This is a genomic window from Luxibacter massiliensis, assembly GCF_900604355.1.
Lineage (GTDB): Bacteria > Bacillota > Clostridia > Lachnospirales > Lachnospiraceae > Luxibacter > Luxibacter massiliensis.
In genome coordinates this window covers 2,123,662-2,139,443 of the sequence record NZ_UWOE01000001.1, presented here as the reverse complement: position 1 = coordinate 2,139,443, position 15,782 = coordinate 2,123,662, and the positions used below count along the sequence as shown (strand labels likewise).

Sequence of the window (15,782 nt, the reverse complement as noted above, 5' to 3'; positions counted from 1 at the left end):
ACACAATGAAATGGACACAGGAAAAAATGAATGAGATCTACCTTACAATTCAAAAAAGGGCGGTAACTGATGAGGAGTACAGAAAAGAACTGCTGGAAAATCCTAACGCTGTTATCGAAAAAGAGGTAGGCGCGCCTCTGCCGGAAGGCATGAAGTTCCAGGTGATTGAAAATGACCCGGCTTACAATGCAACTTTTGTCCTTCCAGAGTTACTGAGTGAAGAACTGGAGGAGGACGATCTGGATGATGTGGCAGGAGGCGTCTCAGTGGTACTGATCGTATCTGCCTGCGCATTGGCTGTAGGAGTCGGCGGATGCCCGGCAAATGCATGCGCCGCAAAGGCAGATGCAAAGTAAGGGACTTTTTATGAAATGGTCAAGATATAATCTTTTATTTGAATCTGACAATAACGGGTGGCTTTTGTATAATTCTGCATCAAATTCGTTTTTACAGCTAAGTGCTAAGGCTGCCGGACAAGTCAGAAAGATTGCCCGGGATCCAGCAAAGGTGGATTATAGTATCATGCCAGAACTGTACTTTCATTTGCGCAACGGCGGTTTTCTTGTGGAGGACGGCCAAGACGACGATTTTTTCCGTATTCTGAAAATGCGCAGGCTGACAGCCAACTATGCAGGGCATACTCTGATGCTGACCATTGCGCCTACGAGAGCGTGTAATTTTGCATGTCCTTACTGTTATGAAGGGAACAGGACGGCATCAATGATGACGGAAGAGACAGAAGATGCGCTTGCTGCGTTTATAGAAAAGCATAAAAAGATTTCCAGGCTTGCCCTTGTATGGTATGGAGGAGAGCCTCTGCTGGCGCTGGACCGGATCAGGAGCCTGAACCGGAAAATCAGCAGCCTGGGGAAAGAGTACACATCTTTTATTGTAACCAATGGATACCTGTTGGATAAGGAGGCCATTTCTTCTCTGGATGAGCTCAAAGCAACGATGATACAGATCACGCTGGATGGGAAAAAGGAAACCCATGACAGCAGGAGACATTTGATTGGCGGAGGGGCAACCTATGACAAAATCGTGTCCAACATAGAGGCGCTGATGCAGTCCTCCTGGGAGGGCAGGGTGAATATCCGCGTCAATGTAGATGGGACAAACAGGGAAGAGTTTGCAGATGTGTACCGATTTATAGAAAACCGTTTCCCAGATCAGTTTGGGAAACGGATCAGCGTATATCCTGGCTTTGTACATGGCGAGGAGGCGAATCCAGATACAAGCTGCTTTTTTGATTCCGGAGAGAAAGGGCGGTTTTTGGCGGACGTACATAAAGAGTATGGGATTAATGCCCTCTCCATGTTCCCTTCCGGGCTTATGGGGGGCTGCACGATGACAAAGCGAAATGCCTATGTTGTGGGTCCTGAAGGAGAGCTATATAAATGCTGGAATGATGTGGGGGTGCCTGAGCTGGAAATTGGCAATATATCGTCCCTGTTAAACTGGAATATGCCCCTTGTAGCGGAGGGGATGGTGGGGGCGTCGTTTTTAGAAGACCCCAAATGTGAAAAGTGCTTCTTCTTCCCTATCTGCGACGGCGGATGCCCCAGGATGAGACTGCTCAATAACCGGGACGGGGGAAAAAGAGATACATGCTCCTACTTTAAGAATCACCTGAAGACTCTGCTGGAGATGCATTATGAAGAAAAGTATGGAACAAAGTGATCTTAGGTGGGCCCTCCATAAGCGCCTGCTGGAACTGCATACTGCCGATCCTGGTCATTATAGCCTGCCAAAGGTTTCTGCAGAAGAACAGGAAGAATTTGAGGCAGTGTACCAAAGATTTCTTGCGCATGTGTATGCCTATATGGATGAAAAATGCTCCCAGGAAAAAATTGCAGATCCAAGGTTTAGGGCATGGTTTTTGAGGCAGAATGCAAGAAACAGATTCCAAAGCAGTATTATCCGGCATATGAAAGGACTGTACTATATTCCAGTCTCCTTTGAACTTTCGGAAGGATGCAGCATGGGGTGTAATTTCTGCTGTCTTGCGGCCGGGAAACTGAAAGCTGTGTACCGGTATACAGAGGAACACGCAGGAGTATGGAGGCAGGTGCTTGAGATAACGGGAGATGTACTGGGGGATATAGCAGGGGCAGGGCTGTGCTATTTTGCCACAGAACCCTTTGACAACCCGGACTATGAGAAATTTCTCGCAGATTATAGAGAGAGGTTTGGCTGTGTCCCACAGACCACAACTGCCGCTGCACAAAAGGATGTAGGGAGGACAAAGAGATTTTTGAAAAGCTTGGGAGATGAGGAACTGTCCCATGCTGCAGTCCGTTTTTCTGTCACTACCCTGGAACAGCTTCAAGAGATTTACAGATCCTTTACAGCAGAAGAATTGTATTATGTGGAGCTTTTGCTGAACAACCCAGAATCCGGCAACTGCTATTCCCGGTCGGGAAGGGCCATAGAACTATCCGGGAGTATGGAAGGAAAAAATTTCCTGGATTCTGCCTCCAGCGCATGTACCAATGGGTTTGTCGTCAATATGGCAAAGGGGACTGTCATGCTGGTATCAGTACAACGGCCCGGCGACAGATATCCAAAGGGGATGCGCGTATTAGAAGAAAAAAAGTTTCAGGAGCCGCAGGAGTATAAAAAAGCGCTTCTTGAGATGATTGGGAGATGGATGCCGGAGAAAATGCCCCTGGATTGTCCCCTGCCCCTTGCAGATCATATTTCCTATGAATGGACAGGGTACAGGCTGAGGATTCAGGGCGATGGAATCCGCCGCAGTATTATTGCCGGGGAAAAGGAGCGGGACGGCTTGAAGATGTTTCTGGGGGAACAGGCTGCAGTGAAAGATATTTTGCAGTCAGTTAGGATGTCAGAGTTTGAAAAAATAAAATTTTTGGACAAGGTAGAGTTGTTTTACAGGTCAGGATACTTAGAGGAAAATCAGATCAGATAAAAGGAGAGGATAAAATGGCATGGACACAGGAAAAAATTAATGAAATTTATACAGAGGTACAGAGGACCGCAATGACAGATGAGGAGTTCCGCAAGGAACTTCTTCAGGAGCCATCGGCTGCCATCGAAAAAATTGCGGGGGAGAAACTGCCAAAGGATTTTAAGGTGAATGTGGTGGAGAGTGATCCCGCATATTCGGCCACATTTGTCCTCCCTCCATTGGTCTCGGAAGAACTCGACGAGGATGACCTGGATATGGTGGCAGGAGGGGTCTGCTTAGCCGATGGGTGTGCGGCGGATGCGTGTGGCGGGGACATCAGTAAATAGGCTTTCTCAAGGGCGCCTTATTGATACACGTCTTTTCAGGTATTAAATACCGTATATTATGGTATTTATACATAAATATAATTTAAAAGGAGGAACTAACAATGGGATGGACACAAGAAAAAATCAATGAAATCTACGCTGAGGTACAGAGGACTGCATCTACAGATGAGGAATTCCGCAAGGAACTTCTGGAGGATGCATCTAAAGCAATCGAGAAGATTGCAGGAGAACCCCTTCCCGAAGGGTATAAGGTAAAAGTTGTGGAGAATGACCCCGCATATGCAGCGACATTCGTTCTGCCTCCGATGGTTTCTGACGAGCTCAGCGGAGACGACCTGGACGCTGTGGCAGGCGGCCTCTGTGCAGTTGACGGAAGCTGTGCTGCAAATGCATGTGCAGGAAAAGTGGAGAAATAAAGTGGGGGCAAACACTCCTGCATATATCCAGAGCGGGAGACAGGGGACTGTCTCCCGCTGCATTTAGGAGAAGAATATGGAGAATAGCAAGCAGAATATTATGGAAGAATATATCCACCGTTACCCTCAGCTATGCCTATTGGTGAAAGAAGGGATGAGCAGTACGGAGGAATATAAAGATATAGTACTCAGAGGGAAAATACCTGCCCAATTTCCCAACTATTTTATTGGGGATGAGGAGGATTCAGTGTGGGAAGTCAGCACGCCGGCAGGTACGGCAGAGATCCTGTACCTTGCACAGCGGCAGGACTTTGAACGGGCGGCCAGATGCCTGGCGTACAAGTGTGAGGACCGGGCAGTCCCTCCTTCTATGGGCGCTGTGACAATAGCCGGGATAATAAACTGGCAGAAGATCAGACAGCATAAAGAGAAGTACTTAACGTCAGGCAGAATAGACTGGCAGGCGGAGTTTAAAAGGTTCACTGCAAAGCCGGAGAATTACAAAGACAGGCTTATACTTTTGTCAAAAGGCGGGTATAGTGCGTTGACCGCAGAAGAAGCCGGGTATACGGATCAAGAGTGGGAGGCAGTTTCCCTTAAAATCCGAATGTACCATGAATTATGCCATGTTGTATGCCGTTCGCTGTTCCCAAAACAGAAGCATGGGGTGGTGGATGAAATTGTGGCCGACTGCTTTGGGATTTTAAAGGCAGCCGGTTTTTACGATGTGGTGCTGGCGGAAAAATGCCTTGGAATATGGGGGAGTAAATACAGGAAGGGAGGCCGCCTTGAAAACTATTTAGATATACAGGATACTCCGGAGCAGTATGTAGAATATGCAATAAAAGCAATCAGAATGCTCCGGGATTTTCTGGAAGAAATAGAAGAAAAGGAGTACTGGGATAAAATTCTGGCTGTGGAGGCCGGGTTATTTGGGACTCTTGCGGGGATACTCAAGGGAGATATTCCAGACTGACAGGAGCAGTTTATTTACAGAAAGATAGAATGGGAGTTTGGACAGTGTATATTGTTCAGATTCCTTTTTTATTCCCGCCAGCAACGAGCCAAGCGGACATGTTTATATGTCCATTTGGCGGCTGCCGTGAGGGTCAAATACCCCGATGCCTGCATCGCTGTTAGTTTGATGCCCCGTATGCCTGCATCGGGGTATTTGACTTTATAGGCAGATAACATAGAGGGCCATGAGTGTGTATAGTTATGACATTTGTCATATAGGGTTTATGACGTATGGCACTACAAAAGAAGGATGGGGAGAGGTATACTTCAGACAGGAAGCAGACATGGAGAATAGAAACCCATGGGGACGAAATCCTGTGATAAAGCTTCCGGCCAAAAGGAAGAAGGAGGATGCATTATGGTTAAAATAGAAAACCTGGTAAAACGGTATAAAGGCCTGGTGGCCCTTGACCACCTGAACCTTGAAATTGAGGAGGGGGAGATTTTTGGGCTTCTGGGGCCTAATGGGTCGGGCAAAACAACAGCGATCAATTGTATGCTGGCATTGCTGAAATACGATAAAGGGAATATTACAATTTTTGGGGAAGAGATGAGGCCGGATAATTATAAGGTAAAACAACAGACAGGGATTGTCCTGCAGAATGTTGCTGTTTTTGATGAGATGACAGTTCTGGAAAATATCGATTACTTCTGTGGCCTGTATGTAAAGGATAAGAGGGAGCAAAAGAAGCTGGTTGAGGAGGCTATATCATTTGTAGGGTTGGAAGAGTATAAGAAAGTGAGGCCCAAGAAACTTTCAGGGGGCCTTCTGCGCAGGCTGAATATTGCCTGCGGCATTGCCCATAAACCCCGTCTGATTATCTTGGACGAACCTACAGTGGCTGTGGATCCTCAGAGCAGGAATAAGATTCTGGAGGGGATTCAGGAGTTGAACCGGCAGGGATCCACGATTATATACACCTCCCATTATATGGAGGAGGTGGAGCAGATTTGTTCCAGAATAGCCATTATGGACCATGGGAGAAGCATTGCTGTGGGGACAAAGGAAGAATTAAAAAGCATGATTAAGACAGGTGAAACCATTACCATCGAGGCAGCAGCACTCAGGGAAGAACAGGTAAAGGGGATCAGACTTTTGCCCAATGTATTTGATGTACAGTATATAGAACAGATTTTGACTGTCAGGTGTACGAAGGCAAAACATAATCTGATCCGTATTTTGAATTATTTGCAGGAGGAGGAAATATCCTTTGGGAGGGTATTTTCTGAGCTGCCTACACTAAATGATGTTTTTCTGGAAATTACCGGGAAAGAGCTGAGGGATTAGGGGAGGGGATTACATGCTGCAGCTAATTAAATATAATATTATTGTGAAATTTCGGAATTTTAATGTCATTTTCTGGCCTCTCTTCTTTCCTATTATATTGGGGACATTGTTTTATTTTGCCTTTGGAAATATGGATGGGGAAGATTTTGTGACAATCCCTGTTGCTGTTGTCATGGAAGAGGATGAAAATAACGAGGGGTTCGCTGCATTTTTAGAGGAGATGCAGGCAGGGGAAGAACCCCTGATAGAAGTGGAGGAGATGAAGGAAGAAGATGCGGCACAGGCCCTGGAAAGCCAAAAAGTGGACGGTATATTTTATGCGGGGGAGTCCCCTTCCCTGACAGTGGCAGCGGTGGGGATGAAGGAGAGTGTGCTGCAGTCTCTGCTCGAGAGTTATACAGAGGGGAAAAGGACAGTTGAAAAAATAGCCAGTGAACATCCAGAAGGCCTGGGTGCCGCAGTGCGGGAGTTGTCTGACTATAAGGACATGGTGCGTCAGGTATCACTGGGCGGAAAAACAATCAACGGCAATTCCCAGTTTTTCTATGCCCTGATTGCCATGGCCTGTATGTATGGCTGTTTCATTGGGTTTGGATCGGCAATTACTTTACAGGCAAATCTAAGTCCTCTGGCAGCCAGGCGGTGTATTACACCTACACATAAGCTGAAATTGGTTTTCTCAGAAATGCTGGCCTCATTTGGAATCCACTTCCTGAATGTGGTGATCCTTCTTTTATATCTGAAATATATTTTGGGAATGGAATTTGATGGAGAAATACCAAAAATGCTGCTGGTGATATTGGTGGGCAGCATGCTGGGCGTTTCCATGGGGATCTTTGTCAGCTCTGCCGGCAGGCTGGGGGAGGGGATAAAGATTGGGATCCTGCTTGGAATCTCCATGGTCTGCAGCTTCCTGTCGGGTTTGATGGAAGGTACTATGAAGGATATTATAGAAAGGCACTGTCCTATTATCAACCGGATCAACCCGGCAGCTTTGATTTCAGATGCATTTTATTGCATCAACGTATACGATGACCCGGCCAGGTACAGCCGGAACCTGATCACACTGGTATGTATGGCCCTGGCGCTGACAGTGGGGGCATTTCTAATTATCAGGAGGGAACGCTATGACAGTATTTAAGGGGTATATAAGGATCATGAAGCGAAATGCAGGACTTATTATTATGTATGTTTCGATTTTCATGGTGATTACGGTGATGGTACAGAGGACTTTGGGGGAAAGCAGTGGAAGCTCCTATAGTGCAGAACAACTGAATATTGGGTTTGTTGATGAAGATAAAAGCGCTTTGTCAGAAGGATTGAAGAAGTATATGGGGCAGTTCCACGAAATAATCCCACTTGAACAGGACAAGGAAAAGCTGCAGGAGATGCTGTTTTATAGAAATGTAGAATATATTATACAAATTCCTGCTGGTTTTGAAAAACAATTCTTATCTGGCACAGAGACAGTGGAGGCCACCAAAGTACCTGGCTCTTATTCTGGATATTATGTGGACCAGCAGTTAAATAATTTCCTGAACAGTGTCAAAACATTCTGTGCTGCAGGCTATTCTGCCGGCGAAGCGGCCGAGGCTGCAAACGGCGGGGCCCAGGTACAGGTATTGATGCTGGATAGGAACGGCAACAGTGGGAAAATCCCCGGTTTTTCCTATTATTACAGATATCTTCCGTACCTGATGCTCAGCGTATTGTCCTATGTGCTCGGCAATATTTTATCAGCCTTTTACAAAGGGGATATTCCCAGACGTATGCAGGCCAGTGCAGTATCTGCCCGCAGGCAGAACCTGGAGGCTCTGCTGGCGGTCTCCATATTAGGGGTGGGGTTGTGGCTAATCAGCATTGGAGACAGTCTTGCCCTTTACGGGAAAGAACTGCTGCTGGCTTCAAATTTCCCATATTATATTATAAATTCACTGGCAATGCTGTTGGTGGCACTGGCAACTGCATTTATGGTGGGAATGCTCACTACCAATACAGATACGCTAAACGGCGTGGTCAATACGCTGACCCTGGGCATGTGCTTTTTGTGCGGCGTATTTGTACCTATGGACATACTAAGCAAAGGCGTCAGGGCCGCGGCCCAGTTCCTCCCGGTATATTGGTACGAATGGGCGAACGAACTCTTGGCCAAGTACGGAACCATCACAGGAGAAGTAAAAATACAGATCCTCCAGTCCGTGGGGATACAAATCGTGTTTGCGGCGGCTATAATCTGCATTGCACTGGCGGCGAAACGGTGGAGGTTGAGGACGTAACAAAATGAAAAAAGGCTACGTCCTAAATTGGCTTTAGACCTGTACCTTTTTGAATTTATATGATAAAATTATTTATAAGATGTTCTCTATTTTGTGTGGGGAGCATCTTTTTGGAGTACAGGTGATTTTTCTGCTTGCCTGGGCGCATTAGAACCTGCTCTAATGTTAAGAGACTATAATGGATGAGAGGATTTGTGTGGGAGATATGTTTGGGAGAAGTGTGGTACATAAGGATGACCAGCTGGGGATCGACTGGGGGAAGTTTTACCGGAATGTGTTTGCCCTTGTAGTCCCTATGGCTCTGCAGAATTTGATTAATGTGGGAGTCACGGCGGCAGATGTGATTATGCTGGGGCGTGTGGGGGAGAAGGCGTTATCGGGCGCCTCCCTTGCAGGGCAGGTACAGTATATTATGGTCCTGTTTTTGTTCGGGCTGACTTCAGGGGCCACGGTCCTGACCGCCCAGTACTGGGGCAAGGGTGACAAAAGGACGATTGAGAAAATTCTGGGAATCGGCATGAAAGCGGCGCTGTTGGTGACAGTGGTGTTTATGGCGGCTGCCCTTTGTATCCCGGGACTGCTAATGAAGATTTTTACAAATGACCCGGAGGTTATTTCAGAGGGCATTAAATATCTGCGGATTGTTGCGTTTTCTTATGTCTTTATGGGAATTACCCAGGTATATTTATATATTATGCGCAGTGTGGAGAGGGTGGTCGTTGCCACGGTTGTATATCTGGTATCTTTGCTGTGCAATGTAGTGTTAAATTCTATTTTTATCTTTGGCCTGCTCGGTTTTCCGGCCATGGGGGTGCAGGGCGCCGCCTTGGGAACACTGATTTCCCGGTTGGTGGAGCTGCTTCTGGTGTTTGGTTATGCCAGGCTGTATAATAAAGATATTAAGTTCAGGTACGCCTATTTCATGAAGTCGGACAGGATGCTTCTGATGGACTTCCTGCGCTATGCCCTGCCAGTTGTGATGAATGAAGTCATGTGGGGACTGGGGACAGCGGCCAATACTGCGATTCTGGGCCATATGGGCAGCGCAGCGGTTGCGGCCAATTCTGTGGCCCAGGTGGCACGCCAGCTTGCCACAGTTGTGGCCTTTGGTTTGGCCAGTGCCACGGCTATTTATCTGGGAAAAACAATCGGGGAACAGAAATTCGAGCAGGCAAAAGCCTACGCCCACCGCTTCCTGGTTCTCAGCGTAATCATGGGACTGGCAGGAGGCGCCCTTGTTTTAGGTGCGGCCCCCATCGCAACATCCATGCTGGCCTTGACAGATACTGCAAAAGAATATCTGAAGTTTATGTTTTTTGTTATGTCTTATTTTGTGGTGGCGCAGTCTTTTAACACGACTCTGGTTGTGGGCACTTTCCGCTCAGGGGGCGACACCCGATTCGGCCTGATAATGGATGTGGCAACTATGTGGGGCTGCTCAATTTTGCTTGGCTGGCTGGCAGCTTTTGTGCTTAAACTGAGCGTCCCAGTTGTATATGTTATTTTGATGTGCGATGAGTTAATAAAGCTGCCAATCACATGGATCAGGTACCGAAGCCTTAAATGGCTTAAAGATGTGACTAGAGAAATGGGGTAAAAAATGAGTGGAAGAAGGCAGGACGACCGGGGACATGGAAGATATCCGATGGTGCATGAGATTCCCGTTTTTTCAGGGCGTATAGTTTATCAAATGAGGTGGTGGTCAGTTGTCATCTGTCTGGTTCTTTTCTTTTTTCTGCCGGATGATGTGTCTAAAATATTAGCTGCCCTGGGTTTTGCGGCCATGCTGCTGCTTTTAGGCCTGACCGATAAGCTGTTGAAGAAATGTACATGGCAGTTTTATGGCAGCTACATAGAAAAGAATAGTTTTGGAATCCAGAGAAGATTTTATTATGAGGAAATCACGGAATTATTGTCATGCCGGAAGATGAGAGTGACGGCCTGCTGCTTTAAAGTCCCTACAGGCAGAGGAGCCATAAAATTCCACTATGAACTTGTAAAAGAGGAACAGCAGAAGCAGTTTATAGAAGGATATCAGTTTTTAAAAGGAAAAATACAGATGGAACTGCCCGAACTAAACTGGAAGGTCATGGATCTGATGGACCGCAGCTATTATTATAGGAAGATACGCAGAAGAAGCGGCGCTTTTATGCTGCTGGGCGGACTATTTACGGTGGTTTCCTGGTATGCACTGGCTGGTTGGGGCCATCTCATAGCCGGGCCCGGCGTTTTCGGGATTGCCATTGGACTGGCTCTGGAATATACTCAGATAAAAAGCTTGTATGAAGGCATATATTTTGGCAAAAAAAATGAGTCCAGGATACAGGACATTTTTATGCAGTATGATACAATAAAACTTAGGAAAACAGGCATAACATATTTCTGGCTGCTGGCAGCAGTTGTGCTAACAGTGGGAGTGAATTTGCTGTGTGTTATGGGGTGACAGGAGGGGACTATGATTCGGGAAAAGTGGTATGAGTGGAAAAACTGGAGGGAGATGGTTCATACAACATGGAACCCAAAAGATCCGGGGGCCATTAGAATACACATGATCCCACCGAAATTTAAGGTTTTTGGCTACGCGCCGTCTGTGGCTATCCTCAATGGAAATCAGATTGTCCCGGTCAATGAATCCTGGGCAGTGCTTCTGACGGAGTTTATCAGGCAGCTCAATACGTTTGGCGGGCAGGAGATGCCAGAGAATGCATTAGAGGGGGTTTTAGAACAGGTTATCAGGAATGTAAAGAAGGTCTATCCAGGCGCGTCAGGGGAAATGCTCAGGGAGGATCTGGAGATTATGGCAGAGGCTTTTGAGGCCATAGCAAGGGGGAAAGAGCCTGAAACCCATATCGGGCAGATGAGTATTGGAGAGTATGCCCCCAATATGACTGCACCCCACCGCATGGATTTGATGGTCAGCGCCATGGAGAGGGAAGGCCGGTGGAACTGTAACCTGCGCTGCATCCATTGCTATGCAGCGGGGCAGCCTCATGCCAATGAAAAGGAGTTGGGCACGAGGGAGTGGAAGAAAATTATTGAGAAATGTAAAAAAGCCGGGATACCGCAGCTTACGTTTACCGGAGGGGAGCCTACCATGCGGGAAGACCTGTGTGAGCTTATTTATACGGCCAGATGGTTTATCACAAGGCTGAACACCAACGGGACACTTCTGACAAAAGATTACTGCCTCAGGCTGGCGGAGGCAGAACTGGATAATGTGCAGATTACACTTTATTCTTCTGACAGGGACACCCACAATAAGCTGACTGGGTCAGAAAAATATGACGCAACTGTCGAGGGGATACAAAATGCACTGGAGGCAGGACTTTCTGTCAGCGTAAATACACCCCTGTGCAGAGAAAATGCAGATTATGTAAACACCCTTCAGCTTTTGAAATCTCTGGGGGTAATCTATGTCACATGTTCGGGCATGATCCCGGCAGGAAATGCAGTAAAAAAAGGAGTTGTTTCCATGAAACTTACTGAGGGGGAAATCACACGGGCAGTTATGGGAGCAGTGAAATACTGTGCAGAGAATGAGATGGAGATCCGTTTTACTTCTCCTGGATGGATACCAGGGGAAAAGCTGAGGGAGATGGGATTGGAGGTGCCCTCCTGCGGAGCTGCCCTGAGTAATATGGCAGTGACGCCGGGAGGGGAAGTGACCGCCTGCCAGAGCTGCCTGGACATAGATACATTCGGGAGTATACAGGATACGGACTGGAAAAAAATCTGGAATCATCCTGTATGTAAAAAGTACCGAAAGTTCTCTGCGTCCATGAAAGAGGTATGTCCATTGGGAGAGGGGGGAGCCTATGAGGGCAGCATGTAATCCAACAATAAAGACAGGAGGCTTCCTGCCAAAGAGCATAGAGCCGGGGAACGGCAGGGAGGGCGCGTATTGGGGCGGAGGTTTAAGGGGCATAGCCTTCAGGTGGATGGCGTTCTTGTGCCTCGGGGTTGTTTTATCCTTTTTCATGCCAGGATTTAAATCTGAAGCTGCCGGGCCCTTAGATGAGATCGAGAAGGAGCGTATCTGGATAGAGACACGGGCAGACGGATCCCTTAATATCTCTTATTATCTGGAATGGACAGTCCTCGACAGTACGAGTGAAGGTCCCCTAAGCTGGGTGAAAGTAGGGATTCCCAATGAATACGTGGAAGGACTGGCGGCAAAAAGCAGCAGTATTGATAAAATCAGCTATTATGGCCAGGGCGGAGAGTATGTGCGCCTGGATTTGGACCGGGAATATGTGGCGGGGGAGACAGTCACGCTGGAATTTTCTATTCACCAGCACCGGATGTATAAAATGGATGGGGGGAACTATCAGTTTCAGTTTACCCCTGGGTGGTTCGACGATATTTCAGTAAAGGAGCTGACTATTGGGTGGAAGTATGACCAGAATACGGAATCAGATATGCAGTTTTCAGAAGAAATAGATGGATATACGGTTACAGAGAAGAATCTGGCTCCAGGGGAGAGGGTCAGTGTAACGGTATATTATCCACAGTCCCAGTATTCATTTCAGGATGATTACACAAAAAAAGCATCTTCACCTGCCGGCATTTTCGTAGTCATTCTTGTTTTGGCTGGAATTTTAGGGCCCCTTGCCTATGCCGCCCTGCTGTTTGGCAGAAGAAAGGGAGCCAGGCCAAAGGACAGGTATGAAAAGCACAGAGGACTTGGCAGTATGTACGCTGCCCGCAGAAAAACTGGCAGAGGACACCATGGAAGGGGCGGCGGATGTGCCTGTGCCTGCGCCTGTGCTTGTGCAGGAGGCGGAAGGGCAGGATGCTCCAGAAAAGACTTTTATCTGGGGCAGAGATATCAGGATAAATAAAAAAGAAGGATACAGTATCCTGGAAGGCATCTGAGGGAAGGTGTATTTTGTGCTAAATTATGCTATAATAAAAGACAGTTGTAAGTAAAATCAGCTGTTAAACTATAAAGAAAGAGAAGGTGAATAGAATGTCAGAAGAATTCAGCAGCGGCTGCAGTGAGGAATCCTGTGCAGGATGTGCCCAGGCAGGGACATGTGGGGGCAAAAAGGAGGATTTCCGTGTTCCTGCCAATGCGTTTTCCCAGATTAAGAAAGTAATCGGCGTCATCAGCGGGAAGGGCGGCGTAGGTAAATCTCTTGTCACAGCGTCTTTGGCCCGCTTGATGCGTAAAGAAGGATATACAGTGGGGATTCTGGACGCGGACATTACAGGGCCGTCGATTCCTAAAATGTACGGCGTACATGAGATGGCAAAAGGGACAGAGGACGGTATGTTTCCTTGTATTGCGAAAGATGAAACAAGGATTATGTCTGTAAATCTGTTGTTGGAGGAGGAGGACATGCCGGTTATCTGGAGAGGGCCGGTAATCGCAGGTGTAGTGACACAATTCTGGTCTGATGTTATGTGGGGGGATTTGGATTATCTGTTTGTAGACATGCCTCCGGGTACAGGGGATGTGCCCCTTACTGTATTTCAGTCCCTTCCCGTGGATGGGGTTGTTATTGTGACTTCCCCCCAGGATCTAGTGCAGATGATTGTCAGAAAGGCTTACAATATGGCCAAACAGATGCATGTGCCTGTACTGGGAATTGTGGAGAATTATAGTTATGTCAAATGTCCTGACTGCGGCAAAGAAATCGAAATTTTTGGGAAGAGCCATATTGACGAGATAGCCGCAGGGCTGGGAGTCCCAGTGTTGGGAAAGATGCCTGTGGATACACAGCTGGCAAAAGCTGTTGAGGAAGAAAAGTTTTATGAGGTGGAGAATCCCTATTTAGAAGTCCAATTATAGGCTGCAGATAAGACTATTAGGGGATAAAGGGCGCCGTCTTGCCCCTGGCAGGCCTGCAATTTATTTTATAAGAGGAGTATGGGCAGGAGATAGCAGAGTATCCAGAGTTATAACATACATGCGGGCAGAGCCATTTCGGCTCTGCCCGCATGTGGATCCCTATATTTTTCTGCCTTACAGCTGAATGTTCTTGAATAAATCGCCCAGGCTTGTACCAATATTCTCACTTTTGGGGATCTCCACCCGCTCTTCAGTTTCCCTGGGAGCCTCCTCAAGCACCTTCATGCTCAGGCTGATTTTGCCATCCTTGATTCCTATAATCTTCACCTTTACGGTGTCTCCCACAGCCAGTACATCACCTGGAGTTTTGACTCTCTTCTGGGATATCTGGGATACATGTACAAGGCCGGAAAGTCCATCTTCAAGTTTTATAAATGCACCATAATTTTGGAGAGTCTCCACAGTGCCTTCCATAACCGTGCCTATTTTGACATTTGCAATCTGCTCTTCACGGGCCTTTCTTTCTTTTTCTTTTAGTATTTCCCTTGCAGATAAGACAAGACGGTTGTTAGCCTGGTCAACGTCAATGACGCGGACCTCAATATCTTTCAGAAGATAGGTTTCCAAATCTTCTATATAGGAAAGGGACAGCTTAGATGCAGGAATAAACCCACGCAGCCCTTCCACCATGGCAATGGCCCCGCCGTTTACAATTCCTTCTATCTTTACGGGCAGAACCGTCTTTTCTTCCATATAGCCGAGAACTCTGTTCCAGGGATTGGCATCATCGAAATGTTCTTCGTAGTCCGCCATTGTCTCAACTTTTTCTTCGTTTGTCTGCATTTCTTCAGTTTTCATTTCTTCGCTCATTGTAGCACCTCAACTTATCTTTTAATAATATGTGTAAACCGCATGGTTTCAGTATATCATAAGTAATACAAAAAAAACAACTAATCTTATAATTTCCTATACATGATATTTTTTTCTTATAGTTACTTTACGTGGGAAGGAAAAAAGAGTATGATATCACATGAAATAGAATACAGATTTTAAAGAAAGAGAATGTACAATGTCAGAACTATTTTATGAAATACAGGGATATTTTGCCGGTAACTTTAGTGAGTACCTGACCAGCCTGGGGGAGCATATCAGCATCAGCCTGCTTTCTCTGCTGGCAGCGGCGCTGATAGGCATTCCCCTGGGCTGTGCCTGTGTGAGAAATGGGCGGTGGGAGAAGTGGGTTACAGGGTGTTTTCAGGTACTTCGGATTATTCCCAGCCTGGCAGTCTTGATTTTACTGATTCCCATAATGGGGACAGGGGCCAGGCCGGCCGTATCCGCCCTGGTGCTTCTGGCAATCCCCCCTATTTTGATGAACACGGCAGCCGGATTTAAAGGGGTGCCAGAATTTATGACAGAGACTGCGGCGGGCCTTGGCATGACTGGACGCCAGATGTTCTGGAAGGTAGAGGTGCCCCTGGCCCTGCCCCTTATTCTGACAGGGATGCGTACGGCGGCAGTGGAAATTGTGGCCAGTGCGGCCATTGCCGCAAAAATTGGAGCTGGGGGACTGGGGGGCCTGATACTCACTGGACTGGGACTCAACCGCACAGACCTCCTGCTGGTAGGGGGGATTTCTGTGGCCCTGCTTTCTCTTTTGTTCGGCGCCTTATTTGGACTGGCCGAGAGATGGATGCTGCGGTATAAATACATTTAAGATAAGAAAGAATACG

General features: G+C 47.1%; 16 protein-coding genes. 15 read left to right on the top strand and 1 reads right to left on the bottom strand.

Annotation, left to right across the window (positions count from 1 at the left end; genetic code table 11):
• Nucleotides 1-5 precede the first annotated feature (5 nt).
• The 14 genes from EFA47_RS09930 (at nucleotide 6) to EFA47_RS09860 (ending at nucleotide 14,049) form a co-directional block, all read left to right on the top strand.
• Complete coding sequence (locus EFA47_RS09930; protein WP_122643126.1) at nucleotides 6-356, top strand: NHLP leader peptide family RiPP precursor; 351 nt, start codon at nucleotides 6-8, stop codon at nucleotides 354-356.
• 10 nt (nucleotides 357-366) lie between these two features.
• On the top strand, nucleotides 367-1,680 hold the full coding sequence (locus tag EFA47_RS09925) for a radical SAM/SPASM domain-containing protein (RefSeq protein ID WP_164689970.1): 1,314 nt from the start codon (nucleotides 367-369) through the stop codon (nucleotides 1,678-1,680).
• The gene (locus EFA47_RS09920; protein ID WP_122643124.1) at nucleotides 1,655-2,932 is read left to right on the top strand and encodes a radical SAM family RiPP maturation amino acid epimerase; all 1,278 of its coding nucleotides are present in this window, start codon (nucleotides 1,655-1,657) and stop codon (nucleotides 2,930-2,932) included. Before EFA47_RS09925 ends, EFA47_RS09920 begins: the two co-directional genes overlap by 26 nt.
• Before the next feature lie 14 nt (nucleotides 2,933-2,946).
• Nucleotides 2,947-3,258 carry an NHLP leader peptide family RiPP precursor gene (locus EFA47_RS09915; RefSeq protein ID WP_122643123.1) on the top strand — a complete coding sequence of 104 codons (312 nt, stop codon included), beginning with the start codon at nucleotides 2,947-2,949 and terminating at the stop codon, nucleotides 3,256-3,258.
• Between the two features lie 101 nt (nucleotides 3,259-3,359).
• On the top strand, nucleotides 3,360-3,674 hold the full coding sequence (locus EFA47_RS09910) for an NHLP leader peptide family RiPP precursor (protein WP_122643122.1): 315 nt from the start codon (nucleotides 3,360-3,362) through the stop codon (nucleotides 3,672-3,674).
• Between the two features lie 76 nt (nucleotides 3,675-3,750).
• A complete protein-coding gene (locus EFA47_RS09905) occupies nucleotides 3,751-4,650 on the top strand; it encodes a DUF7005 family protein (protein WP_122643121.1) in 900 nt (299 codons plus the stop codon).
• A gap of 399 nt (nucleotides 4,651-5,049) precedes the next feature.
• A complete protein-coding gene (locus EFA47_RS09895) occupies nucleotides 5,050-5,979 on the top strand; it encodes an ABC transporter ATP-binding protein (RefSeq protein WP_122643119.1) in 930 nt (309 codons plus the stop codon).
• Nucleotides 5,980-5,992: 13 nt separating this feature from the next.
• Nucleotides 5,993-7,120 (top strand): ABC transporter permease, encoded by a 1,128-nt coding sequence (locus EFA47_RS09890; protein ID WP_122643118.1) that lies wholly within the window; start codon nucleotides 5,993-5,995, stop codon nucleotides 7,118-7,120.
• Nucleotides 7,107-8,255, top strand: a complete 1,149-nt coding sequence (locus EFA47_RS09885) for an ABC transporter permease (RefSeq protein ID WP_122643117.1) — start codon at nucleotides 7,107-7,109, stop codon at nucleotides 8,253-8,255. The genes EFA47_RS09890 and EFA47_RS09885 overlap by 14 nt, the downstream gene beginning before the upstream one ends.
• A gap of 205 nt (nucleotides 8,256-8,460) precedes the next feature.
• Entirely contained in the window at nucleotides 8,461-9,852 is a 1,392-nt protein-coding gene (locus EFA47_RS09880; RefSeq protein WP_122644492.1) for an MATE family efflux transporter, read from the top strand.
• A 3-nt stretch (nucleotides 9,853-9,855) separates the two neighbouring features.
• Nucleotides 9,856-10,698 carry a hypothetical protein gene (locus EFA47_RS09875; RefSeq protein ID WP_122643116.1) on the top strand — a complete coding sequence of 281 codons (843 nt, stop codon included), beginning with the start codon at nucleotides 9,856-9,858 and terminating at the stop codon, nucleotides 10,696-10,698.
• 12 nt (nucleotides 10,699-10,710) lie between these two features.
• Entirely contained in the window at nucleotides 10,711-12,087 is a 1,377-nt protein-coding gene (locus EFA47_RS09870) for a radical SAM protein (protein ID WP_122643115.1), read from the top strand.
• Entirely contained in the window at nucleotides 12,071-13,096 is a 1,026-nt protein-coding gene (locus tag EFA47_RS09865; protein ID WP_122643114.1) for a hypothetical protein, read from the top strand. The genes EFA47_RS09870 and EFA47_RS09865 overlap by 17 nt, the downstream gene beginning before the upstream one ends.
• A gap of 128 nt (nucleotides 13,097-13,224) precedes the next feature.
• Entirely contained in the window at nucleotides 13,225-14,049 is an 825-nt protein-coding gene (locus EFA47_RS09860; protein ID WP_122643113.1) for an Mrp/NBP35 family ATP-binding protein, read from the top strand.
• 174 nt (nucleotides 14,050-14,223) lie between these two features.
• On the opposite strand, the gene EFA47_RS09855 is transcribed toward EFA47_RS09860, so the two are convergent.
• A complete protein-coding gene (locus EFA47_RS09855; protein ID WP_122643112.1) occupies nucleotides 14,224-14,919 on the bottom strand; it encodes a S1 RNA-binding domain-containing protein in 696 nt (231 codons plus the stop codon).
• Between the two features lie 199 nt (nucleotides 14,920-15,118).
• Between EFA47_RS09855 and EFA47_RS09850 the strand changes: the two genes are divergently transcribed.
• A complete protein-coding gene (locus tag EFA47_RS09850) occupies nucleotides 15,119-15,766 on the top strand; it encodes an ABC transporter permease (protein ID WP_122643111.1) in 648 nt (215 codons plus the stop codon).
• The last annotated feature ends 16 nt before the right edge of the window (nucleotides 15,767-15,782 follow it).